The sequence below is a fragment of the Pseudomonas sp. S2_E01 genome (assembly GCF_054668365.1).
Genome location: NZ_CP162762.1, coordinates 2,368,359 through 2,390,909 on the forward strand (window position 1 = coordinate 2,368,359; position 22,551 = coordinate 2,390,909).

Consider the following 22,551-nt stretch of genomic DNA (forward strand, 5'->3'; position numbering starts at 1 on the left):
GGCTTCAATCCCTGAAAAACACCTGCACCAGGTGATACCCGAATTTGCTCTTGATCGGCCCATGCACCACCCGCAGCGGTTTCTTGAAAATCACCGCATCGATCGCCCCGACCATCTGCCCCGGGCGCACTTCGCCCAGGTCACCGCCGCGTTTGCCGGAGGGGCAGGTGGAATACTTCTTGGCCAGCACATCGAACGCTTCGCCCTTGGCGATGCGTTGCTTGAGCTGCTCGGCTTCTTCCGAGGTTTTCACCAGGATGTGGCGGGCTTGAGCTTTCATGGGGCAGTTACCTTGTAGCGTGACGTGACGGCGCGGCGCGCGATTATGCCTGAACTCACTCGGGTTGGCCGATCATCTGGCGAATCTTGTTGGCCAACAGGTCAATGGAAAACGGCTTGGACACCATGTCCATGCCTTCTTCGAGGAAAACCTGGCGTTCTGCGGCGTTCTGCGCGTAGCCGGTCATGAACAGCACCTTCAAGTCCGGACGGTGCTGGCGGGCGATTTCCGCCAGTTGCCGACCGTTCATGCCCGGCAGCCCGACATCGGTCACCAACAGGTCAATGCGCCCATCCGATTCCAGCAACGGCAGGGCCGTGCTGGCATCTTCGGCTTCGTGGGCTTGATAACCCAATTCCTTCAACAGATCGAGCACCAGCATGCGCACCGCGGGATCGTCCTCCACCAGTACCACGGTTTCGCCGGCAATCGCGGCCGGCGCCGCACCGCTGAACGGCAGCAGGGTTTTTTCCGGCTCCGGGTCAAGCAGTCGCGGCAGATACAGGCGCACGCAAGTGCCCTGGCCCGGCAGGCTGTCGAGGCTGACGTGGCCGCCCGATTGCTGGGCGAAACCGTAAATCATCGACAGCCCCAGGCCCGTGCCCTGGCCGATGGGTTTGGTGGTGAAAAACGGATCAAATGCCTTGGCCCGCACCGACGGGGTCATGCCGGAGCCGTTGTCGCTGACGGCAATCATCACGTAATCGCCGGCAGCGACCGACTCCAGGGGCACGATATCGTGGCTGTCCAAGTGCACGTTGGCGGTCTGGATCAGCAATTGGCCGCCTTCGGGCATGGCGTCGCGGGCGTTGATCACCAGATTGAGCAGCGCGTTTTCGAGCTGGCTGACATCGGTGCTGACCGACCAGATGTCGTCGGCCAGGTCGAGTTTCAGCTCGATGTGGTCACCTTTGGTACGGCTGAACAGGTCCTCCAGTGAATGAATCAGGTTGTTGGCGATCAGCGGTTTGCGATCCAGCGATTGGCGGCGGGAGAACGCCAGCAGGCGATGGGTGAGGGAGGCCGCGCGGTTGGCCGAGGACACCGCCGCCTCGGTGAAACGAGCGATTTCGTCAGTGCGTCCTTCGGCAATGTAGCGCTGCATCAGGTCGAGACTGCCGATGATGCCGGTGAGCATGTTGTTGAAGTCATGGGCAATGCCGCCAGTGAGCTGGCCGACCGCTTCCATTTTTTGTGCGTGGCGCAAGGCGTCTTCAGCGCGTTCGCGCTCGAACATCTCGTTTTGCAGACGTTCGTTGGCTTCGGCCAGTTGCCGGGTGCGCGAGGCCACACGCTCTTCCAGGGTTTCATTGAGGTTGCGCAAGGCTTCTTCAGTCTGTTTGCGCTCGGTTTCGTCGATCACGAAAATGTAGAAACCGTTGACCGCGCCATCCGAACCGTGGCGGGGCAGGTAGTTCATCAAGGCCTGGCGGGTGCTGCCGTCGCCGTGGGGTGTACTGATACTGAAGCAGCAGGGTTTTCCCGACAGCGCTTCGGCGATATAGGGGGCGCGCAAGGCATAGGCGTCTTCGCCCAGCACTTCAAGAATGGTCCGGCCGTAAAGCTCCTGCGGCGTCAGGCCGTACCAGTTCAGGTACGCGGAATTGTTCAGGCGAAACCGTTCCTCGCTGTCGACATAACTGATCAGGACCGGCATGGCGTTGATGATCAGTTGCAACTCGGTCTGGCTCTGACGCAACGCTTGCTCGGTCTGCTTTCGATCGGTCAGGTCGAGGGCTGCGCCGAGGAAACGGATTGGCCGGCCATGGTGATCCTTGTAGCAACGTCCGCGGGCAAACACCCAGCGCAACTGGCCGTTGGCTTGCAACAGGCGGTATTCCACGGCGTATTCGCTGCCGTGGGTAATGCAGTGCTTGATGCTTCGGGTGATCATCGCCCGGTCTTCGGGGTGCACGCCTTCCAGGTAGGCTGTGATTGGCAATTGGCTGGCGCGCTGCGGGTCCACGCCGTGCAACTGGGCGAAGTGACTGTCGACGATGAATCGGTCTTCGTTAATGTCCCAGTCCCAGGTGCCGAGCGCGTCGGTAGCGGCGAGCGCCAGTTGCAGGCGCTCCTCGGTCTCGCGCTGGGCCTTCAGGCTGGCGACTGAGCGTTGCTCCAGTTCGAGGGCGATGCGTCGGCGTTCGTTGGTTTCGATGGCGGTGACCAGGATCCCAGCCACCTCGGCGCTTTCATCGCGGATGGGGCTGTAGGTCAAGTCCAGCCAAACGTCGGTATCCTTGCCGTCGCGGTGCAGGGTGAAGCGTTGCTCACTATAAGTCCGCACTTGGCCCTGTAGGACTGCGCTGTAAATCGGGCCGGTAAAGTCCCGAAGTTCCGGCCACATTTGGTGCGTCGGTTGTCCGAAAGCCTTGGGATGCTGGTTGCCGGCAAACAGGGCGAAGCCATCGTTGTAGATTTGCGTGAGTTGAGGTCCCCACAGCAACAACATCGGCATGGGCGAGTGAATGACGATGTCCACCGCGGTACGCAGGCTCTGCGGCCAGGTACTGGCGGCGCCCAGTGGGGTGTTCGTCCAGTCCAGCCTGGCAATCAGGGTCTGGGCATCGCTACCGATGGAAGTTGGATTCATCAAAGTGTCCTGCACGTCTGCCAAGTGTCGCGGTCTACTATCCTAGAGCGGTACACGCCGGATGACCCGCTTCAGGGTCGTTCATTGAAGGGCTTCGCGGGTGTTTTTGCCATGGAAATCGATGCACTGTTGAAAATCCTGGCCAGTCAGGATGGATCCGATCTGTACCTCTCCACTGGCGCGCCGCCGTGCGCACGGTTCGATGGCGTGCTCAAGCCCTTGACCCATCAGCCATTCAAACCGGGGGAAATCGCAACGCTTGCCCTGTCCATCATGGACGCCGAGCAACGGCTTGAGTTCGATCGGGATCTGGAGATGAACCTGGCAATTTCGTTGGCGGGTGTCGGCCGCTTCCGGGTCAATATTTTCAAGCAACGCAACGACGTGTCGATCGTCGCGCGCAACATCAAACTCGACATCCCGCAGTTCGAAGACCTCAAGCTGCCCCCGGTTTTGCTGGACATGATCATGCTCAAGCAGGGGCTGATACTGGTCGTCGGAGCCACGGGCTCAGGCAAGTCTACCTCACTCGCCGCGCTGATCGATTACCGAAACCGTCACAGCAGTGGCCACATCATTACCATTGAAGATCCGGTGGAGTTCATCCATCGACACCGAAAATCGATCATCAATCAACGTGAAGTCGGCGTCGATACCCGCAGTTTCCATGCAGCGCTGAAAAACACTCTGCGCCAGGCGCCGGACGTGGTGCTGATCGGCGAGATCCGCGACCGCGAAACCATGGAACACGCACTGGCCTTCGCCGACACCGGGCACCTGGTGATCTCGACGTTGCACGCCCACAATGCCCATCAGGCGTTGGATCGAATCGTCAACTTCTTTCCCGAAGAGCGGCGCACACAACTGCTGCATGACCTGGGTAACAACCTCAAGGCATGCGTTTCCCAACGACTGGTGCGCACCCGTGACGGCGAGCGAAGGGCGGCAGTGGAAGTGATGATCGGCACGCCGACCATCGGCGACCTGATCCGGCGCAATGAAGTGGGTGAGCTCAAGGGCATCATGGAAAAATCGGCGGAAGCGGGCATGCAGACCTACGACGGCGCGCTGTTCAATCTGGTGGTGGAGGGCGCGATCAGTGAAGAAGAGGCGCTGAAGTATGCCGATTCGGTGAATAATTTGCGGTTGCGGTTCAAGTTGCATGCCGAGTCGAATCCGGGGGCGGGGAGTACTTCGGGGGATTGGGGATTGGTGGAATAACAGCAAAGCAGTGGTTGTCTGTGCGGGCCTCATCGCGGGCAAGCCCGCTCCCACAGGTACGGTGGTGACTTGCGGGAGCGGGCTTGCTCGCGATGGGGCCAGTCGCCCCGACATCATCTTTGAATGTGCCACCCGACAACACTGACTACGCTTGCTTGATCGAACCCTACGAGCCGTTTCCATGCAAGCGCTGCTGGAGTACTTCAAGGCAATCCTGCATCCCGGCCCCGGCGTGCTGCTGTTCGGCCTGCGCACCATCGCCGCCGGGTTGCTGACCCTGTACCTGGCGTTCTTGTTCGACCTTGATCAGCCCAAGTGGTCGATCATGGCCGTGGTCATTGTCAGTCAACCCTCGGCCGGCATGACCCTGGCGCGCAGTTTTGGCCAGGTCATCGGCACCACCGTTGGTGCCACTGTGGCCGTGGCGTTCATGGCGCTGTTTCCCCAGGCGCCGCTGCCATTCCTCGTCACCTTGGCCCTGTGGCTGGCCGTCTGCACGGCCGGCGGCACCTTGCTGCGTTACACCAGTTCCGGAGCGTTTGTGCTCAGCGGCTACACGGCCGTCGTGGTCGGCTTGCTTGCGGTGCCGGATCAGGACGGTACTTTTTTGCTCGCGGTGACCCGTGTTACCGAAACCTTGCTGGCGGTGGCCTGCGTGTGTGTGGTGAGCCTGTTGACGGCGCGCCCGGAGAACGTTGCCCGGGATTATTTCAACAGGATCGACCAAATCACCCGGTTGCTGGCCACCCACGCCATCGCGGTGATTCGCACGCACGAGAGCGAGGCGCAATTTCAGCAACGGCAGATGCAATTGCTCGGGCAGATCGGGGCGCTGGAGGGCGTTCGTCGACATTTGTATTACGACGCGCCGCGCCTGCGCAGCGCTGACGACCTCGTGCAATTGCTCGGCAATCAGCTGATGCTGCTGACGGCTCGGCTCACGGCATTGCGTCACCAACGGCAACTGCTGCTTGAGCGTTGGGAAGGCGAGTTGCCGGTTGAAATCCAGGGCCTGCTTGACGAAGAAGTCGCGCTCCTCGATGAGCTGGCCCGGCTGGGGCGTACGATGCCACATGAGCAACGGCGTCAATTTGCGGCGCTGCAAAAGCGTTTCGATGACCTGGCCTATCGCTCCGAACAACTGGTCGAACCATTGCCGGCCACCCTGCGCTCGTTGTCGTGGTCGCTGCGTTGGGAGCAGGCGCGGCTGGTCCAGCAATTCGAAACGGTCCTCGAATTAAGCGACGCGATCCAGAGTGGACGCGGTGCCAGCAGCCTCTATCGCGGACAGAAAAACACGCTGCACATGGACTACACCTTGGCGGCGATGAACGCGATCCGTGCCTTTTGCGCGCTGATGGTGGCGGGGTTGATCTGGATCGAGACCGGTTGGGACGGTGCCCGCGGCGGTATGATCGTCACCGGGATTCTCTGTTCGCTGATGGCGACGTTCCCAAGGCCTTTGCTGGCGGCGCAAGGTTTCGCCCGGGGGCTGGGGTTGGCGCTGGTGGTGTCGGCGATTTTGCAGTTTGCCCTCGTGCCGATGGTTAGCAATTTCGAAATGCTGGCGCTCCTGTTGGCGCCGGTGCTGTATGCAGTCGCCGTGGGGTTGTCGAGCCCGCCAACGACCGGCACCGGGATCGCCCTCGGACTGATCACACTGCTGATGTTGGGACCTCAGAACACCGGCCTTGGACAAAACAGCGCAATCCAGTGGTTCGAGTTTGCTGGCGCGTACGTATGCGCCACCGCATTGGCGTTAAGCGTCTATGCCCTGATCTTTCCCTTCCGACCGGCGCTGCGCATACGCCGCTTGCACAAGGAGAATCGCGAGCAGGTACAGGCCCTGATGACGATACCCGCCACGGATGAAAACCAGTTCGCCTTCGAGAGCCGCATGGTCGACCGATTGACTGCCATGCTCGGACTGCTGCCGGCGATCCAGGACACGTCGGCGCGCGCCCTGTTCGACGTCAGCCTCGGTTGCATGGCTGTAGGCATCGCGTTGACCCAGCTTCGCCAGCAAGGGCAGCACAATGCCTTGCTCAGTCTGGAGATACAGGGCCGCTTGTTCGCCACGGTGCGCGAAACAGGGCGGCTGATCGCCGGTCGTCCTGACGTTGTACTGGACACGGTGCTCGACAGCCTGCAAACCCTGGGGGACGAACTGGATGCCCTGCATTGCAACGTGCATGAACAACTGTGGTCGGTGTTCCGCATGCGCGTGGCGCTGCTGATCGTGGTGTCGTTCCTGCAACGTCACCGGGCCCATTTCGAGGCGCCAATGCCACAAGGAGTACCCGCACTTGCCCATTGATCTTGAGATAGGCGGCGTCTATCTGCCGCCGATCGCCCAGGCGTTGCTGCTCGGGCTTGCGATTTTCCTGCTTCTGGACTGGGTTCTGCGCCGCCTTGGGGTATTGCAGTTCGTCTGGCATGAAGCCTTGTTTGAAGGTGCCTTGTACGCCTGCGTGTGTGCCACTCTGATTCTGCTGATGGGAGCGTGATGCGTTGAACAAGATCCTTGCCCGACTCACGACAGTGGCAATAGTGGTGCTGGCTTTTGTGCTCGGCTGGTTCGCCTGGGAGCACTACACCCGGGCGCCCTGGACCCGCGACGCACGGGTACGCGCCGATGTGGTGACCTTGTCCGCCGATGTCGCGGGACGCATCGTCAACCTCGCGGTACAGGACAACCAGCATGTGCAGAAAGGGCAGTTGCTGCTGGAAATCGATCCCTCGCGCTACGCGTTGGCGGTGGAGCATGCCAAACGTTCGGTGGAAGTGGCGAAGGCGTCGCTGGGCCAGTCCGAAGCGACCATCGTGGCGAGCCAGGCGTTGCTCAGGCAGCGCCAGAGCGAAGAGCGCCGAAGAAGGACACTCAAAGAACGCGCGGCCATTTCCGGCGAAGAGTGGGAAAAGTCCAGCACTGATGTGTCGGTGGCCCAGGCTGATCTGCTGCGCAACCAGGCCAACCTGAGTTTCGCCCAGGCCAATGTGCAACTGGCCATCGCCGCGCTGGCCGAGGCTGAACATGATCTGGAACGCACCCGGGTCGAGTCGCCGGTCAGCGGTTACGTCACCAACCTGCTGACCCGCCAGGGCGACTACGCCACGGCCGGCGGGCCGTTGGTGGCGTTGGTGGACAGCGACAGCTTCTACATCAGCGGTTATTTCGAGGAAACCAAGCTGCCGCGAATCGCCGAGGGTGACCGGGTAGAGATCGAATTGATGAGCGGCGAGCGTTTTGGCGGCACCGTGCAAAGCATTGCCTTCGCCATCGCCGACCGTGAAAACCTGCCCGGTGGGCGCCTGCTGGCCAACATCAACCCCAGCTACACCTGGGTCAAGCTTGCCCAGCGGGTCCCGGTGCGAATCGGTATCGACGCCGATTACGCCGGCAAGGGCCAGCTGCGGGCGGGCACCACGGCGACGGTGACGGTCAAGCAAAGGCGCTGATCCCACTGTAGGAGCGACGGTGCGACGATTCGCCATGTTCGCGATGGCGGTGTGTCAGGCACCAAAGATGTTGGATGTGATGACCTCATCGCGGGCAAGTCGAATCGTCGCACCGCCGCTCCCACAGGGGCCAGGGGTGTTCTTGGAGTCAGGGTGTAGCGCAGACCTGTAGGAGCGAGCATGCTCGCGATGGTAGACCAGACAACGTGGGCAATCAGACAGCCAGCGTTATCGTTGACGATCATCGCGAGCATGCTCGCTCCTACAGGACAGGCGAGGGGCGTTACTCCGCCGCCTTCAACGTATTGTTCTGCACGATCAGCATCGAGCTGTCGAGGGTCTGCACGAACAGGTCGTAGTCCTTGAGGTACACATGGGTGCTCTTCGATTTCAGGCCTTCGAGCTGGGCGCAGGTGACCAGGCGCGCTTCACCCTTGAGGGAGGCCACTTGCTGGGAAGCCGGGAACGAGGGACCGACCTGGCACTCGACATTTTGCGTGAAGGCCTTGCCCTCGCTGCTTTTACTCACCTTGCTGTAGCTGAGGGTGGCACCGGCTGGCACGTTCTTCCAATCACCCGCCAAGTGAATGCTCTCGGGGCTTGGGCGTTGCTCCATCTTGCCGCTGTTGCCGATTCGGTTGATGGTGGCGAGGTCGATCAGGCCGCGCCAGCGGATGCTCACGCCTTCGCTGGACAGGGCGCCGACTGATTGCACGCGCCACAGGCCCGGTGCCGGGCCGGTGTGCAGGTACAGGTCCAGCGGGTTTTCGTTGATTTGTGCGCCGGGGATCAGTGGCGAACTGGCGCTGTAGACCATTTGCAGGTGACTGAGGCTGCTGGCCGCTTCACCACGTGGCAATGCGCGGGTTTGGGACAGCAGGGTTTCCGGTACTTGCGGTGTCGCCAGGTTTGGCGGCAGCTTCTTGCGCATGATGGCCGCCGGCAGGTTCGCCAGGTCAGCCGTTACCGGGCACAGTGCGCCCACCAGTTGGCTGCGTTGATTGGCACTCAGGCTGCTGGCAATCGGCTGGGTCGGCGGTGTCAGCAGCGTCGCGGCGACCGATCGCATGGACAGTCGGCTGTTGACCTGCCGCGCTGCGCAATCGATCTCGACGCGTTCGTACTGGCGATCATAGGTATAGGTGTCGTCTTCGCTCTGGCGCGCACGCTCGTAGTCGACGCCGGTCCACACCCACAACTGACCGTCGATGACCGCCTGGCTCTGCGGGTCCAGCAGCAGCCAGTCAGCTTCGTTTGCCGCGAGCGCTCGCCATTCGCCACCCTTGGCAGCCTGGCACAGTTGCGCGGTGACGCTACGAGTGGCGGGCGTCTGCTCGGGCAGGGCAGAGACAATGGTCCAGGCCCGGGCGTCGCGATAATCCATGCTCAAGGCCTGCGTGTCGCAGCGGGCGAAAAGCCGCGCCTGGGTAGCAGGTTCGGCGCCCTGGGCGGGCACGTCAAACTGGGCCATGGCGCCGTGTGGGCCCGTTTTAATCACCGTGTTCAAAGGCAACGGCTGGGCCAGGACTCGCGTCGCCATGGCACTGCGTTCGGCCTTGAGGCGGGCGACGATGCCGTCTCGATAACTGTTGCTCAGGCCACCAGAACCGGCGCAGCCCGCCAGGGTCACCACACATAAAAAACCTGCCAAACGGGGAAATGACTTCACGCGCAACAACTCCATCGAACGCTCGGCATCCATTGGCGAGCGGGGCGGATTTTAGCAGGGGTTAGTGGCATATTGATATCGAGTCGAGCGTGGGAGTGGTGGCGTATCAGGCAAAAAAAAGCCCCGCGACCGAATGAGGCGCGGGGCAAAAAATTTGGTTGGTGTTGCCAACCAAAAGAGCTCGTTGAAGGGTTACTTGCTCGCGACCGTCTCCGGTTGCCAGCCGCCGCCCAGGGCTTTGTAGATCGCGACGATGCCGCGATACAGATCGATTTCCGCCTGGGCCTGGCTGTCTTCTGCCGCCAGGCGCTCGCGCTGTGCATCGAGCAGGACGAGGAAGTCGGCCGTGCCTTCGCGGTAGCGAATCTGCGCCAGGTCGGCGGCTGCGCGGCTGGATTCGCTCTGACGAATCAGCGATATCAGGCGTTGCTGGCGTTTGCCGTAGTCGCTGAAGGCGTTTTCCGATTCTTCCAGTGCCAGCAGCACTTGCTGCTCGTAGGTCGCCAGGGCGCCTTCGGCGTCGGCATCGGCGCCGCGCAAACGGGCGCGCACACTGCCCAGGTCGAATGCCGCCCAGGTGATGCTCGGGCCCAGTGCCCAGGCGTTGGCCGCCGAGGATCCGATCTGCGAACCGCGCCCGGCGGTCCAGCCGAGGAAACCGCTGAGGCTCACCCGAGGGAACAGGTCGGCCTTGGCCACGCCGATGCGCGCTGTGGCCGAAGCCAGTTTGCGTTCGGCGCTGAGAATGTCAGGGCGACGTTGCAGCAGTTCACCCGGATCCCCGATTGGCAAGGCCTTGGCAATCGCCGGCAGGTCCTTGGGGCTCAGGTCGACGGTCAGTTTGTCCGGACGTTGGCCGAGCAGGGTGGCGATACGGTTTTTCTGCCGCACCTGTTCCGCCTGCAATTGCGGCACGCTGGCTTCGACCGAAGCCAGGCGCGCATCGGCGCGTTCGACATCAAGCTGATCACCTACACCGGCGTCACGCAGAGCGATGGTGATCTTGCGTGACTCCTGCTGGTTGTTCAGGTTGGCCAGGGCGATCTTCTCGCGCAGTTGCGCGCCGCGCAGTTGACCGTAGGCGTCCACCAGTTCGGCAATCATGGTGACTTGCAGTTGGTACAGATCCGCTTCGGCCGCTTGTTGCTCGGCTTCGCTGGATTCCAGGTTGCGCTGGATGCGTCCGAACAGGTCCAGTTCCCAGGCCATGTCCAGCCCCAGGTCATAACGTTCGCTGTTGACCCGGTTGGTGGTCTCGCCAGGGATCTGACCTTTGCCCAGGTCGCTGCTGGCACGGCTGGTGATGGTCGGCATGGCGTCATTGCTGACGTCATCGCGAATAGCCCGGGCCGCTTTCCAGCGGGCGAAGGCGACGCGCAGGTCACGGTTGCCTTGCAGTGATTGGGTCACCAACTGGTTGAGGGTCGGGTCGTCGAACTGCTGCCACCAGATGCCTTCGAAACGCGAACGGTCGAAGTTCTTCTGGCCGGCAGCGCCGTCGGTGGCGGTGGTGATGTTGGCGTGTTCGGTCGCCGGGGTCTGATAGTCCGGGCCTACGGCACAGGCACTCAGGGCCAGTACCAGCAGGCTTGGCAGGAAGACTTTCAGGCTCATTAGTGCGCCTCCAGGTTGTTCAGTTTTGGCGCCTTGGCCGCTTTGCGGGCTTCGCCGCGCTCCACGAAATTACGGATCAACACGTAGAACACCGGCGTCAGCAGCAGGCCGAAGAAGGTTACCCCGAGCATCCCGGAGAACACCGCCACACCCATGGCGTGACGCATTTCAGCACCCGCTCCGCTGGAGAACACCAGTGGCACCACACCCATGATGAACGCGAAGGAGGTCATCAGGATCGGACGCAGACGCAGGCGGCAAGCTTCCAGTACCGCAGCGAGCGGGTTGAGGCCTTCCATTTGTTTGTCCTTGGCAAACTCGACGATCAGAATCGCGTTCTTACAGGCAAGCCCCACCAGTACGATCAAGCCGATCTGGGTGAAGATGTTGTTGTCGCCACCCGAAGCAATGACACCGGTGATGGCCGACAGCAGGGTCATCGGTACGATCAGGATCACCGCCAGTGGCAGGCTCCAGCTTTCGTATTGGGCGGCAAGCACCAGGAACGCCAGCAATACGCAGAGCGGGAACACGAACAGCGCGGTGTTGCCGGACAGGATCTGCTGGTAGGTCAGGTCGGTCCACTCGTAGGTCATGCCGTTGGGCAGTTCTTCCTTGAGCAGCTTCTCGATGGCCGCTTCGGCTTGGCCGGAGCTGTAGCCAGGGGCTGCCGCGCCGTTGATTTCAGCCGTGATGAAGCCGTTGTAGTGCATCACGCGGTCCGGACCCGAGGTGTCGCTGACCTTGATGAAGGTCGCCAGCGGGATCATCTCGCCACGGTTGTTGCGGACCTTGAGCTGGCCGATCTGGTCGGATTCGAGGCGGAACTGTTGCTCGGCCTGAACGTTGACCTGATAGGTGCGACCGAAGCGGTTGAAGTCGTTGGCATACAGCGAACCCAGGTAAATCTGCAGGGTGTCGAAGATGTCACTGACGGCCACGCCGTGGGTCTTGGCTTTTTCCCGGTCGATGGCGGCATCGACCTGCGGAACGTTGACGGTATAGCTGGTGAACAGCCCAGCCAGTTCCGGAACGTTATGGCTCTTGGCGATGACGTTCATGGTCTGTTTGTACAGCTCTTCGTAACCCAGGTTGCCCCGATCTTCGATCTGCAGGCGGAAACCGCCAATGGTGCCCAGGCCTTGTACCGGCGGCGGTGGGAAGATCGCCATGTAGGCTTCCTGGATCCCGGCAAACTGACCGTTCAAGGCACCGGCGATGGCGCCCGCAGACATGCTCGGGTCTTTACGCTCGTCGAACGGCTTCAAGGTGACGAACACGATGCCAGCGTTCGGGCTGTTGGTGAACCCGTTGATCGACAGGCCCGGGAAGGCAACCGCGCTTTCTACGCCAGGCTGTTTCAGCGCCAGGTCAGACATGCGCTTGATCACGTCTTCGGTACGGTCCAGGCTCGCGGCGTCCGGCAGTTGCGCGAAGGCCACCAGGTATTGCTTGTCCTGGCCAGGCACGAAACCGGTTGGCGTGCTGGAGAAACCGAAGAAGGTCAACACCATCAGGCCTGCGTACAACAGCAGGGCGATACCGCTGCTGCGGATGACCCGGCGTACGGTGCCGACATAACCATGGCTGGCTTTTTCAAAGAAGCGGTTGAACGGACGGAACAGCCAGCCACCGAAGATCTTGTCGAGGATTTTCGAGAAGCGGTCTTTCGGCGCGTCGTGGCCCTTGAGCAACACGGCAGCCAGTGCCGGCGACAGGGTCAGCGAGTTGAAGGCCGAGATCACCGTGGAAATCGCGATGGTCAGGGCGAACTGCTTATAGAACTGACCGGTCAGGCCAGAAATGAACGCTGCAGGGATGAACACCGCACACAGCACCAACGCCGTGGCAATGATCGGGCCGGTCACTTCGCTCATGGCCTTTTTGGTTGCTTCGAACGGTTCGAGCCCCAACTCGATGTTACGTTCGACGTTCTCCACCACCACGATGGCGTCGTCCACCACGATACCAATGGCCAGCACCAGGCCGAACAGCGACAGGGCGTTGAGCGAGAAGCCAAACAGGTGCATCACCGCAAACGTACCGATCAACGATACCGGCACCGCCACCAACGGGATGATCGAGGCGCGCCAGGTTTGCAGGAACAGGATCACCACCAGCACGACCAGGATCAGTGCTTCGAACAGGGTGTGAACCACCGCTTCGATGGAGCCGCGCACGAAGATCGTAGGGTCATAGACAATGCTGTAGTCCATGCCTTGCGGGAAGCCTTTCTTCAACTCCTCCATCTTCGCCCGAACCTCGTTGGAGATTTCGATGGCGTTGGAACCAGGACGCTGGAAGATCGGGATGGCCACGGCCGGCTGGTTGTTGAGCAACGAGCGCAGGGCGTATTGGCTGGAGCCGAGTTCGACGCGAGCGATGTCTTTGAGGCGAGTGATCTCGCCGTTGTCGCCAGCGCGGATGATGATGTTCTCGAACTCTTCCTCGGACACCAGACGGCCCTGGGTGTTGATCGACAACTGGAAGCTCTGGGCGCTCGGCGAAGGCGGTGCACCCAGTTGGCCGGCGGCCACCTGGCGGTTCTGCTCGCGGATGGCGGTGACCACATCGGTAGCGGTCAGGTTGCGCGACGCGGTCTTGTTCGGATCGAGCCACACCCGCAGCGAGTAGTCACCCATGCCGAACAGTTGCACGTCACCGACACCGCCCAGGCGCGCCAGCTCATCCTTGATGTTGAGGATGGCGTAGTTGGACAGGTAGAGCATGTCGTAGCGTTTGTCCGGCGAGGTCAAGTGCACGACCATGGTCAGGTCGGGCGAAGCCTTGTCCACGGTGATACCGATGCGCGTCACTTCTTCAGGCAGCTTGGGCTCGGTCCGGGTCACGCGGTTCTGCACCTGCACCTGCGCGTTGTCCAGGTCAGTGCCCAGGGCGAAGGTGATGGTCAGGGTGATCTTGCCGTCGGCGGTCGACTGCGAGGACATGTACAGCATGTTCTCGACGCCGGTGATGGCCTGCTCCAGAGGAGCGGCCACGGTTTCACCGATGACTTTCGGGTTGGCGCCCGGGAAGTTGGCACGCACCACCACGGTGGGTGGCACCACTTCCGGGTATTCGCTGATCGGCAACTGGAACAGCGAGATGGCACCGGCGATCAGGATCAGCAGCGACAGCACCGCTGCGAAGATCGGCCGGGTAATGAAGAACTTGGAAAAATTCATCGGAGTCGTTATCCCTTAACCGCGTGGGGACGTAGCAGCCAGCTTCACAGCCGCACCCGGCGCGCCCTTGGCAGGCGCGACTCGGGGCAGGTTGCTGGCTTCCAGCGCTTGTCGTTGTTGGGCGAGGGCCGCCAGGGTCTGTTCGCTGGCCATCGGCACCACTTCAGGGGTGACCGGCGAGCCAGGACGTACGCGTTGCAAGCCCTTGACGATGATGGTGTCGTCCTTGTTCAGGCCGCTGCGCACGATGCGCAAGCCTTCGATTTTCGGACCCAGTTCAACGGCGCGGTAGGCGGTCTTGTTCTCGCCGTCCATCACCAGTACGAATTTCTTGCCCAGGTCTGTGCCGACGGCTTCGTCGTTGATCAGCATGGCGTTATAGGTGCCGCTGCCCACCAGTTTCAGACGTGCATAGAGGCCTGGGGTGTAGTTGCCATCGGTGTTGTCGAACACCGCGCGACCACGGATGGTGCCGGTTTTCGGGTTGACCTGGTTGTCGACGAAGTTCATCTGGCCCAAGTGCGGGTTGCCGTCTTCGTTGGACAGGCCGAGGTACACCGGGGTGGTGGCGCCACGTTTACCCTGGCGAGCGAGCTGGGTGTACTTGAGGAAGACACGTTCGTCCGCGTCGAAGTAGGCGTAGACCTTGTCGGTGGACACGACGCTGGTCAGTGCGGTGGTATCGGCAGTGACCAGGTTACCGGCGGTGATTTCCGCACGGCTGACGCGACCGCTGATCGGTGCGGTCACGCGGGTGAAGCTCAGGTTCAGCTTGGCCAAGTCCAGTTGCGCCTGAAGGGCGCCGACGGCGGCGCGGGCTTCCTGAGCGGCGCTGGTGCGCGAGTCAGCCAGTTCGGCGGAAATCGCGTTGCTGGTGCGCAGGCGTTCGCCGCGCTGGGCTTCGTTTTCGCTGCGGGTGGCGTTGGCACGGGCCTGGGCAACCAGCGCTTCGAGGCGGCGGACCTCCGCCTGGAACGGACGCGGGTCGATCTGGAACAACAGGTCGCCTTTCTTGACCAGCGCGCCTTCGGTGAAGGCCACTTCATCGATCTGGCCTGAGACGCGAGGGCGGATTTCTACGGTCTCCGGCGCTTCGAGGCGCCCGGTAAACTCGTCCCACTCGTTGACCGGTTGTTCCAGCACCTTGGCGACACTAACCGAAGCGGCCGGCATGGTCGCCGCTGTCTGAGGCGCCTTGCCGCAGGCGCTCATCACCACAACGGCCAACACGGCCAGGGGGAAGCGCAAATGTTTGAGTGATTGTTCCATGGAAGCATCCGCCAATGTATTGAGAATGGGCGGATGATGCTTGGCGGCAGTGCTGTCGCACGAATCGAACGAAGCGAAGGTAACTATCATTCGGAATGATATAAGAACCCAGGCAGCTCTCTAGCCTGCGCCTTGCGCCAGGATGAATTCAACCCGGTTCGCAGCAATTGTCTGTTGCGGCGTCTGCAATGATGAGCGCCAGAGGGCGTGGTGGGGCAGTCGCCCGCGTGGTGGGACAATATTGACCGGGCAACTCTGAAAGTTGGCGGTAATGATCTGTCAACAATGCAAGAGTGTCATGTTGAATGTCTCTGGTATGGTTGGTTTTCAGCCAGTCAGGGAAGTAAGACATGACGTGTTTTAAATTGCCGGAGCCACTAAAAAGCGGAAGTAAAATTGCAATCGTATCGCCAGCGGGTCATTTGACTAATCCTGCATTTCTGGATCACGTCACGCCAATGATCAAAAAGCAGGGGTATGAACCGGTATTGTCGAAAAACTGTTTTGAAAAATATGACAACAACTACGCCTATGCCGGCACGCCCCAACAACGCCTGGAAGATCTGCAGTGGGCGTGCGATGACCCGCAGATAGAGGCGATATGGGTGACACGTGGTGGATATGGAAGTGTCCAGTTATTGAGCGGACTCAATATGAGTGCTATTTGTGCAAGGCCCAAATGGCTGATCGGCTATTCCGACATCACGTACCTGCACAGCTTCTTCAATCGATACGACATTGCGACGATCCACGGGCCCAACGTGGTAAGGACCCTGAGCATGGGGGTTGAACCGCCGGCCTCCAGCTACAGCAAGGTGTTCGATATTCTGCAAGGCCGGGCGCCGTCGTATTCGCTCACACCCCATGCGCTGAACAAAACGGGTAAAGCAAAAGGTCGACTGGTCGGCGGTAATCAAACCATTGTCGGTGCTGTTTCCGGCACCCGTTATGATTTGAATTACGAAGGGGCAATATTGTTTCTGGAAGATATCGGGGAGAACGCTTATTACCGAATCGACCGCCAGATGCAAACACTGGAGACGGCCGGAGCGTTGGCCAGGATAAAAGGCGTCATCATCGGCTCCATGCGAGATATCGGCGGCGTGAAATCGAACTTTGATGAAACGGCTTATCGGGTGATCAGTAAAGTTTTATCAAAATATAGAATTCCGCAGATATTTGCATTTCCTGCCGGGCATATTCCCGATCACTATCCGCTGATCATGGGGGCGGAAGTTGAAATAGAAGTGCAGCCAGGCCTAACTTGCGTGAGGTATCTCTAGGGGGAGAAGTGCGAGCCATCAACGGCATACCATCGATTTCGCCCACTCTGTTTGGCGGAGTACAAGCAGGCGTCGGCCGATTTGAGCAGGCTGGCCGGCGTCACATCCTCGATGCCCGGCTGGCGGGTCGCAATGCCAGCGCTTGCAGTGACCTTGCCCAGCGGGTGATCGGCATGCTCGATGTCCAGGGCGCGGATCCCCCGCAAAATGTCCTCGGCGACCTGGGCAGCACCAGCGCTGTCCGTGTTGGGCAGCAGCACGGTAAATTCTTCGCCGCCGTAGCGCACCGCCAGGTCACCCGGTCGTTTGATGGCGTGCAGGATGGCCGCGCCGACCGCGCTCAGGCAGTCATCGCCGCCGGCATGCCCGTAGCGATCGTTGTAGCGCTTGAAGTAATCGACATCGATCATGATCAGTGACACCAAAGAGCCCTGGCGCTGGGCCAGGCGAATCTCGTCTTGCAGTGCCTTGTCCAGGCGTCGGCGATTACCCAGCCCGGTGAGACTGTCGGTCAGCGCCATTTCCTCCATGGCCTGATGGGCGCGGCGCAGTTCCCTGGAGATCACCATCTTCTGACGCAGCTGACTCAAGACGATCAAGCCAAACGCGGTAAACACGGCCAACAGGCAGAACAGCACCAGGCTGGTCTTGATGAGGTCGCGGCGCCACGGTCCGATGATGGACTCGCGTGACAGCCCGGCTTCCACCACTAGCGGATACGTAGACAAGGCCCGGTAACCATACAGCCGTTCGGTGTCGTCGACGATCGCCCTGACCTGTGCGATGCCTTGATTGGATTTGGGCAGGTAGGTTTTGTAGATCTCGCTGTTCGCCAGGCTTTTGCCCACGACGGATTCAATGAAGGGGCGGCGGACCAGGATGGTTCCGCTGCGCGTCGCCAGCACCAGCGCACCTTTGTCATCGATCTTGAAGTCACCGTAGTAATCGACGAAATAGCTGACCTTGATGGTCCCCAGCAGGACACCGGCGAAGGACCCGTCAGGGTTATTCAATCGCCGCGAAATCGGGATGATCAGATCGTTGGTGGAACGACTTCGCACCACATCGCCAATACGCACGTCGCGATCTTCGTGGGTGCGGTGAAACCTGAAGTAATCGCGGTCGGCGTTGTTCGCCATTTCCGGCGTGACCTCTTTATCGGTCACGATCCACTGGCCATCCGGCCCATAGATAAACAGGCCATGCAGCTGCGGCATGATACGCGCCTGTTGAACCAGCAGATTGTGGATGCGCGACACGTCGATGCCCTGCAAGCCATCGCCCTCGACTCGTTCAGCCAGCGCGGCGGTCAGCACATCCACTTGGCGAATCGCGTCCTCTGCGTGCTGCGCGGTGGCACGGGCGAGGTTGGTCACCGAGTCGCGAGCGGAGGCAAAGGCCGCACGATAGTCACGCCACGTCCGCCAGCCCTCAACAGTCAGGAACGCGAGGATGACCGCCAGCATGAAACTCACGATCAGGCGGAAAGTGGCCCCGGGCCTCATCCGCTTGCCACGCGTGCGGGCGGTGGCAGTAGCCGCGTTGGGCCCTGGTTTACCGCGTCCGAGCATCGATGAATATCCTTGGGACTGATCTGCATGCAACTCAGTCTAGATCACTCGGCGAAAGGCTTGTAGACACCACCTCGCGCGGGCGCTCACGTGAAACTCATGTCTGGAACCGATACTCCGACGGCACCTCGCGGCCAATAAAGTCCTGCATATGCTCCAAAAAGGCCACCTGCAACTTCGACGCCGGCCCGTGGACTGGCAAGAGCATGCTGAAATCCATTTCAATCGCTGGTTCGAAAGCCCTGAACACCACGCCATTGCCGCGGTACTCGACCGCGCTGATGGCATCCACCAGTGCCACCCCCAGGCCTTGTTCGACAAAGGCGCACATCGGCAGCGAGAGCTGGGCTTCCAGGCGCAGCTCTCGCTCGACCCCGTAGGCGGCAAAAATCGAGTCGATGAGCTGGCGCGAGCCGATCGATTGCGGGTAGGAAATGAAGGCTTCGCCCTTGAGGTCTTCCGGTTGGATAGTGGCTTTGTCCCGCAGGCGATGGCTGGCGGGCAGGGCGCACAGCATGCGCGTGGCCAGCAGTTTCTCTGCGCGGGGGCTGGGGTAGGTGTTGGGCAGGACGATGATGCCCAGGTCACAGCGCTGGCCTACCACCAGGTCGACCACTTCGCGGGATGACAACACCATCAGCGAAATCTGCACCTGATCGTGTTCAGCCACGAACGCCGCAATGGCCCTGGGCAGGAACGACAGGCCCATGGCTGGCGCGCACGCGATCTGCAATGAGCCGCGCTTGAGGCTGCGAATATCCTGGGCTGTTCTTGCAATGCGTTCGACACCCAGCAGTGAGCGCTGTACTTCCTGATACAGCGTCATGGCTTCGGCAGTAGGTTGCAGCCGGCCCTTGACCCGAATGAACAGGTCGAAGCCGATGTCCTCTTCAAGGCTGGCAATCAGGCGTGTCGCCGCCGGTTGCGAAATGTGCAGCATCTCGGCGGCGCGGGTGACGGTTTGGCCGAGGATGACCGCGCGAAAGGCCTCCAGTTGACGAAGGTTCATGCTGTGTATCCTTCAATGAAATCCATAACAAAAAGACATGGACTTGCCAAAATAAAGCATTTTTCAAGCTTTCGTCAGCTCTTTAGCATCGTACCTATCAAGATCATTCAGGCGTAATGCCTGCGCCTGAACTGAGTTTTTGGCGTTGAAAGGGCGGCAGTGGAGCTCATGCAAAAAACTGATGTCATGATCGTTGGCGGTGGTTTGGTGGGACTGTCCATTGCGTATGGAATGGCCTTGCTCGGCCGCCAGGTCAGCGTCCTCGACGAAGGCGACGACGCCCTGCGTGCCGCCCGTGGCAACTTCGGCTTGCTGTGGGTTCAGGGCAAAGGCTACGGAATGAGCGCCTATGCGCAGTGGACGCGTGAAGCGGTGGCGCTGTGGCCGCGCTTCGCCACGGCGTTGCAGGCCGACACGGGCATCGACCTTCATCTGCGCCAGCCAGGCGGCTTTCAGTTGTGCCTGAGTGATGAAGAAATGGCCGAGGAGAGCCGTCGTCTACTGTGGTTGCGCGACGCCATGCACGGCGATTATCCGTTTGAGCTGTTGGACGCCGAGCAACTGCGCGTCCGTTTACCGGGCGTAGGGCCGACCGTGGTCGGTGCGTGTTATTCGCCCATGGACGGCCACATCAATCCGTTGAAGCTGCTGCGGTCGCTGTATACCGCCTGCCGGGTGCGCGGGGTGAACATCATCAATGGCCATCGGGTCAGCGGCATCGCCCAGTGTGCTGGCGGTTTTGAACTGGCGGCCGCCGGGCAGCGTTGGTACGCCGGGCGCGTGGTGCTGGCTGCGGGCCTTGGCAATCGTGAACTTGGCGCGCAACTGGGCATGGACATTCCGGTGAGTCCCAATCGCGGGCAAATCCTGGTCACCGAACGCCTTAAACCCTTCCTGCATTACCCCACCACCTATGTGCGCCAGACCGACGAAGGTACCGTGCAGTTGGGTGACTCCCATGAGTCGGCCGGTCTGGATGACGGCACGGGCAGCCAGGTGATGGCGACCATCGCCGCGCGCGCGGTGCGCTGCTTCCCCCGATTGGGGCAAGTGCGATTGGTGCGGGCCTGGGGCGCGCTGCGAGTGATGAGCCAGGACGGTTATCCCATTTATGAAGCCTCCCGGACGTGCCCGGGGGCGGTCGTTGTCAGTTGCCACAGCGGTGTGACCCTGGCGGCAATGCATGCCTTGCGGCTGGCACCGTGGATTGACGGTGAACGGGACGATCCGGCGGTTTCGGCTTTCAGCCTTGAGCGTTTCAGTCCCGAGGTGCGCCATGCCGGTTGAACCTTTGTTCCGCGCGTTAAGCCCCGCGGAAAACACCGTACGAATCGAGTTTGAAGGTGCGTCATTGGCGGTGCCTGCCGGCGTGTCCCTCGCCGCGGCGTTGCTCGCCAGCGGCGTGACTCGTACCCGTGAAAGCGCGGTCAATGGCCGCTCCGGTGCGCCGTTTTGCATGATGGGCGTGTGTTTCGAGTGCCTGGTCGAGGTTGACGGGCAGGCCAATTGCCAGGCGTGTCTGCTGCCGGTGCGCGCCGGTATGCGTGTGCACCGTCAGCGCGGAGCTCGTGACTTGCTGGCGGGTGACCAGGAGATGGCGGATGAATGAGCAAACGGTTGACCTCATCGTGATCGGCGCCGGCCCGGCAGGCATGAGCGCGGCTGTTGAAGCCACGGTGCGTGGGCTTTCGGTGGTGGTGCTGGACGAGCAGGGCAGTGCGGGCGGGCAGATCTATCGCAATGTCCAGCAGGCGGATGCTCACCAGCGTCGAGTGCTGGGTAGCGACTATGAGGCGGGTGCGCAACTGGTTGCAGAGTTTCTGCAATGCGGTGCGCGCTTCCTGAGCGGCGCCGCAATCTGGCAAGTGACCCCCGAGCGGCAGGTGCATTTCCTGATCGAAGGCCGTGCGCAAATCCTTCAGGGGCGGCACGTGCTGATCGCGACCGGTGCATTCGAGCGTCCGATGCCGATTCCCGGTTGGACTTTGCCCGGGGTGATGACCGCCGGCGCCGGGCAGATCCTGCTGAAAAATGCCGCGCTGGTGCCCCAAGGCCCTGTGGTGCTGGCCGGTTGCGGACCGTTGTTGTACCTGCTGGCGGTGCAATACCTGCGTGCCGGCGTGGCGATTGAGGCGCTGGTCGACACCAGCGGCACCGGCGACCTGGTACGCGTCTGGCGCGAGGTTCCCTCAGCCTTGCCTGGCTGGCGGGATTTGCTGAAGGGGCTGCAACTGCTCGCCACATTAAAGCGTGCCGGTGTCAGGCATTTTCGCAATGCACGGAATTTGCGCGTCGAGGGCCAGGAACACGCCCAGGCATTGAGCTTTGAATGTGGTAGTCGCAGTTGGACCCTGCCGGCGTCCTTGGTTTTGCTGCACCAGGGGGTGGTCCCCAACACCCAGATCAGTTGGTCGCTGCGCCTGGAGCACGATTGGAGCGAGCAGCAACTGTGCTGGATCGCCCGTCGCGACAAGGAGGGTGAAACCAGCCTGGCGGGGGTCTTCATTGCCGGCGACGGTGGGGCGATTGGCGGCGCTCAAGTGGCACGACTCGAAGGCCGCCTCACCGCGCTGGCGGTGGCCGCCCGTGTGGGAGCAATCAACGCGCATCAGGCACGAGACCTCGCCGCGCCGTACCGCAAGGCCCTGGCTCGCCAGCGTGCGGCAAGGCCACTGATCGAAGCCTTGTACCGCCCGTTGCTGCAAAACCGTGTGCCCGCCGATGAGGTCATCGTCTGTCGGTGCGAGGAAGTCACCGCCGGTTCGATTCGTCAGTTTGTCGAGCTTGGATGCCTGGGACCGAATCAGACCAAGGCGTTCGGCCGCTGTGGCATGGGACCTTGCCAGGGTCGCCAGTGTGGCTTGAGCGTGACGCAAATCATTGCCGAACAACGCCGGGTGCCCGCAGCAGAAGTCGGCTACTACCGCATTAGATCACCCCTCAAACCCATCACCCTTTCCCAACTCGCCAACGAAGAACCTTTGACCCAGGAGCCTGTATGAGCCTTATCCGACGCATCGAAAGCAACCCACGCCTGAGCCGCAGTGTCGTGCACAACGGCGTGGCCTGGTTGAGCGGCATTGTCGCCGCCGATTGCAGCCAGGACATCCGTGGCCAGACCCGTCAGGTGCTGCAACGGGTCGACGAATTGCTGGAACTGTCCGGCAGCGACAAGAGCCGCCTGCTTAGCGTGCAGATCTGGATGAAAGACATGACCGCCGACTTCGCCGGCATGAATGAAACCTGGAGCGCCTGGGTCGACGCCGCGCAAACGCCGGCCCGGGCCACTGCGCAGGTGTCGTTCGATGACCCGCAGATCCTGTTGGAGTTGATCGTTACCGCCGCTGTTTGAGTGTTGCCGTTGTGCCGGTGACCCTGGCACAACGCGAGAGCAGGTG

At 61.3% G+C, this 22,551-nt stretch carries 17 protein-coding genes; 9 read left to right on the top strand and 8 right to left on the bottom strand.

Features of this window, described 5'->3' with window-relative positions; all coding sequences use genetic code 11:
* Nucleotides 1-4 precede the first annotated feature (4 nt).
* A complete protein-coding gene (locus AB4O36_RS10865) occupies nt 5-280 on the bottom strand; it encodes a peptidylprolyl isomerase (RefSeq protein ID WP_368558263.1) in 276 nt (91 codons plus the stop codon).
* Between the two features lie 55 nt (nt 281-335).
* On the bottom strand, nt 336-2,873 hold the full coding sequence (locus tag AB4O36_RS10870) for a PAS domain-containing hybrid sensor histidine kinase/response regulator (RefSeq protein ID WP_460141713.1): 2,538 nt from the start codon (nt 2,871-2,873) through the stop codon (nt 336-338).
* Between the two features lie 111 nt (nt 2,874-2,984).
* Between AB4O36_RS10870 and AB4O36_RS10875 the strand changes: the two genes are divergently transcribed.
* The 4 genes from AB4O36_RS10875 to AB4O36_RS10890 all read left to right on the top strand — a co-directional run bounded on the left by AB4O36_RS10875 (nt 2,985) and on the right by AB4O36_RS10890 (nt 7,553).
* Nucleotides 2,985-4,094 carry a PilT/PilU family type 4a pilus ATPase gene (locus AB4O36_RS10875; RefSeq protein WP_460124807.1) on the top strand — a complete coding sequence of 370 codons (1,110 nt, stop codon included), beginning with the start codon at nt 2,985-2,987 and terminating at the stop codon, nt 4,092-4,094.
* Between the two features lie 181 nt (nt 4,095-4,275).
* Nucleotides 4,276-6,411 carry an FUSC family protein gene (locus AB4O36_RS10880; protein WP_460124810.1) on the top strand — a complete coding sequence of 712 codons (2,136 nt, stop codon included), beginning with the start codon at nt 4,276-4,278 and terminating at the stop codon, nt 6,409-6,411.
* Nucleotides 6,401-6,601, top strand: coding sequence for a DUF1656 domain-containing protein (locus AB4O36_RS10885; protein ID WP_460124813.1), 201 nt, complete (start codon nt 6,401-6,403; stop codon nt 6,599-6,601). Before AB4O36_RS10880 ends, AB4O36_RS10885 begins: the two co-directional genes overlap by 11 nt.
* Nucleotides 6,602-6,605: 4 nt before the next feature.
* Nucleotides 6,606-7,553 (top strand): biotin/lipoyl-binding protein, encoded by a 948-nt coding sequence (locus AB4O36_RS10890; protein WP_460124816.1) that lies wholly within the window; start codon nt 6,606-6,608, stop codon nt 7,551-7,553.
* Between the two features lie 283 nt (nt 7,554-7,836).
* On the opposite strand, the gene AB4O36_RS10895 is transcribed toward AB4O36_RS10890, so the two are convergent.
* The 4 genes from AB4O36_RS10895 to mexE form a co-directional block, all read right to left on the bottom strand.
* Complete coding sequence (locus tag AB4O36_RS10895; RefSeq protein WP_460141714.1) at nt 7,837-9,222, bottom strand: hypothetical protein; 1,386 nt, start codon at nt 9,220-9,222, stop codon at nt 7,837-7,839.
* Nucleotides 9,223-9,414: 192 nt separating this feature from the next.
* The gene (locus tag AB4O36_RS10900; protein WP_460141715.1) at nt 9,415-10,836 is read right to left on the bottom strand and encodes an efflux transporter outer membrane subunit; all 1,422 of its coding nucleotides are present in this window, start codon (nt 10,834-10,836) and stop codon (nt 9,415-9,417) included.
* Nucleotides 10,836-14,021, bottom strand: coding sequence for an efflux RND transporter permease subunit (locus AB4O36_RS10905; protein WP_460124824.1), 3,186 nt, complete (start codon nt 14,019-14,021; stop codon nt 10,836-10,838). Before AB4O36_RS10905 ends, AB4O36_RS10900 begins: the two co-directional genes overlap by 1 nt.
* A gap of 15 nt (nt 14,022-14,036) precedes the next feature.
* Nucleotides 14,037-15,290: a multidrug efflux RND transporter periplasmic adaptor subunit MexE gene (gene mexE / locus AB4O36_RS10910; RefSeq protein WP_460124827.1), complete on the bottom strand. Its 1,254-nt coding sequence runs from the start codon at nt 15,288-15,290 to the stop codon at nt 14,037-14,039.
* Nucleotides 15,291-15,640: 350 nt separating this feature from the next.
* On the opposite strand from mexE, the gene AB4O36_RS10915 reads away from it, so the two are divergent.
* Complete coding sequence (locus AB4O36_RS10915) at nt 15,641-16,573, top strand: S66 peptidase family protein (protein WP_460141716.1); 933 nt, start codon at nt 15,641-15,643, stop codon at nt 16,571-16,573.
* Here the strand turns inward: AB4O36_RS10915 and AB4O36_RS10920 are convergent.
* Together AB4O36_RS10920 and AB4O36_RS10925 are read right to left on the bottom strand one after the other, a co-directional pair.
* Complete coding sequence (locus AB4O36_RS10920) at nt 16,570-18,144, bottom strand: sensor domain-containing diguanylate cyclase (protein WP_460124832.1); 1,575 nt, start codon at nt 18,142-18,144, stop codon at nt 16,570-16,572. The genes AB4O36_RS10915 and AB4O36_RS10920 overlap by 4 nt on opposite strands.
* 97 nt (nt 18,145-18,241) lie before the next feature.
* On the bottom strand, nt 18,242-19,153 hold the full coding sequence (locus AB4O36_RS10925) for a LysR substrate-binding domain-containing protein (RefSeq protein WP_460141717.1): 912 nt from the start codon (nt 19,151-19,153) through the stop codon (nt 18,242-18,244).
* 168 nt (nt 19,154-19,321) lie between these two features.
* On the opposite strand from AB4O36_RS10925, the gene AB4O36_RS10930 reads away from it, so the two are divergent.
* From AB4O36_RS10930 to AB4O36_RS10945, 4 genes are read left to right on the top strand one after another with little or no spacing between them, the layout of a single operon-like run.
* A complete protein-coding gene (locus AB4O36_RS10930; protein WP_460141718.1) occupies nt 19,322-20,440 on the top strand; it encodes an NAD(P)/FAD-dependent oxidoreductase in 1,119 nt (372 codons plus the stop codon).
* On the top strand, nt 20,430-20,762 hold the full coding sequence (locus AB4O36_RS10935; protein WP_460141719.1) for a (2Fe-2S)-binding protein: 333 nt from the start codon (nt 20,430-20,432) through the stop codon (nt 20,760-20,762). Before AB4O36_RS10930 ends, AB4O36_RS10935 begins: the two co-directional genes overlap by 11 nt.
* Nucleotides 20,755-22,155 (top strand): FAD-dependent oxidoreductase, encoded by a 1,401-nt coding sequence (locus tag AB4O36_RS10940; RefSeq protein WP_460141720.1) that lies wholly within the window; start codon nt 20,755-20,757, stop codon nt 22,153-22,155. Before AB4O36_RS10935 ends, AB4O36_RS10940 begins: the two co-directional genes overlap by 8 nt.
* Nucleotides 22,152-22,505, top strand: a complete 354-nt coding sequence (locus AB4O36_RS10945) for a RidA family protein (RefSeq protein WP_460124846.1) — start codon at nt 22,152-22,154, stop codon at nt 22,503-22,505. Before AB4O36_RS10940 ends, AB4O36_RS10945 begins: the two co-directional genes overlap by 4 nt.
* The last annotated feature ends 46 nt before the right edge of the window (nt 22,506-22,551 follow it).

What these genes read in the sequence shown, in the direction of transcription:
- AB4O36_RS10865 (WP_368558263.1), bottom strand. Translation starts at nt 280, where the DNA reads ATGAAAGCTCAAGCCCGCCACATCCTGGTGAAAACCTCGGAAGAAGCC.
- AB4O36_RS10870 (WP_460141713.1), bottom strand. Translation starts at nt 2,873, where the DNA reads ATGAATCCAACTTCCATCGGTAGCGATGCCCAGACCCTGATTGCCAGG.
- AB4O36_RS10875 (WP_460124807.1), top strand. Translation starts at nt 2,985, where the DNA reads ATGGAAATCGATGCACTGTTGAAAATCCTGGCCAGTCAGGATGGATCC.
- AB4O36_RS10880 (WP_460124810.1), top strand. Translation starts at nt 4,276, where the DNA reads ATGCAAGCGCTGCTGGAGTACTTCAAGGCAATCCTGCATCCCGGCCCC.
- AB4O36_RS10900 (WP_460141715.1), bottom strand. Translation starts at nt 10,836, where the DNA reads ATGAGCCTGAAAGTCTTCCTGCCAAGCCTGCTGGTACTGGCCCTGAGT.
- AB4O36_RS10905 (WP_460124824.1), bottom strand. Translation starts at nt 14,021, where the DNA reads ATGAATTTTTCCAAGTTCTTCATTACCCGGCCGATCTTCGCAGCGGTG.
- mexE (WP_460124827.1), bottom strand. Translation starts at nt 15,290, where the DNA reads ATGGAACAATCACTCAAACATTTGCGCTTCCCCCTGGCCGTGTTGGCC.
- AB4O36_RS10915 (WP_460141716.1), top strand. Translation starts at nt 15,641, where the DNA reads ATGACGTGTTTTAAATTGCCGGAGCCACTAAAAAGCGGAAGTAAAATT.
- AB4O36_RS10920 (WP_460124832.1), bottom strand. Translation starts at nt 18,144, where the DNA reads ATGCTCGGACGCGGTAAACCAGGGCCCAACGCGGCTACTGCCACCGCC.
- AB4O36_RS10925 (WP_460141717.1), bottom strand. Translation starts at nt 19,153, where the DNA reads ATGAACCTTCGTCAACTGGAGGCCTTTCGCGCGGTCATCCTCGGCCAA.
- AB4O36_RS10930 (WP_460141718.1), top strand. Translation starts at nt 19,322, where the DNA reads ATGCAAAAAACTGATGTCATGATCGTTGGCGGTGGTTTGGTGGGACTG.
- AB4O36_RS10935 (WP_460141719.1), top strand. Translation starts at nt 20,430, where the DNA reads ATGCCGGTTGAACCTTTGTTCCGCGCGTTAAGCCCCGCGGAAAACACC.
- AB4O36_RS10940 (WP_460141720.1), top strand. Translation starts at nt 20,755, where the DNA reads ATGAATGAGCAAACGGTTGACCTCATCGTGATCGGCGCCGGCCCGGCA.
- AB4O36_RS10945 (WP_460124846.1), top strand. Translation starts at nt 22,152, where the DNA reads ATGAGCCTTATCCGACGCATCGAAAGCAACCCACGCCTGAGCCGCAGT.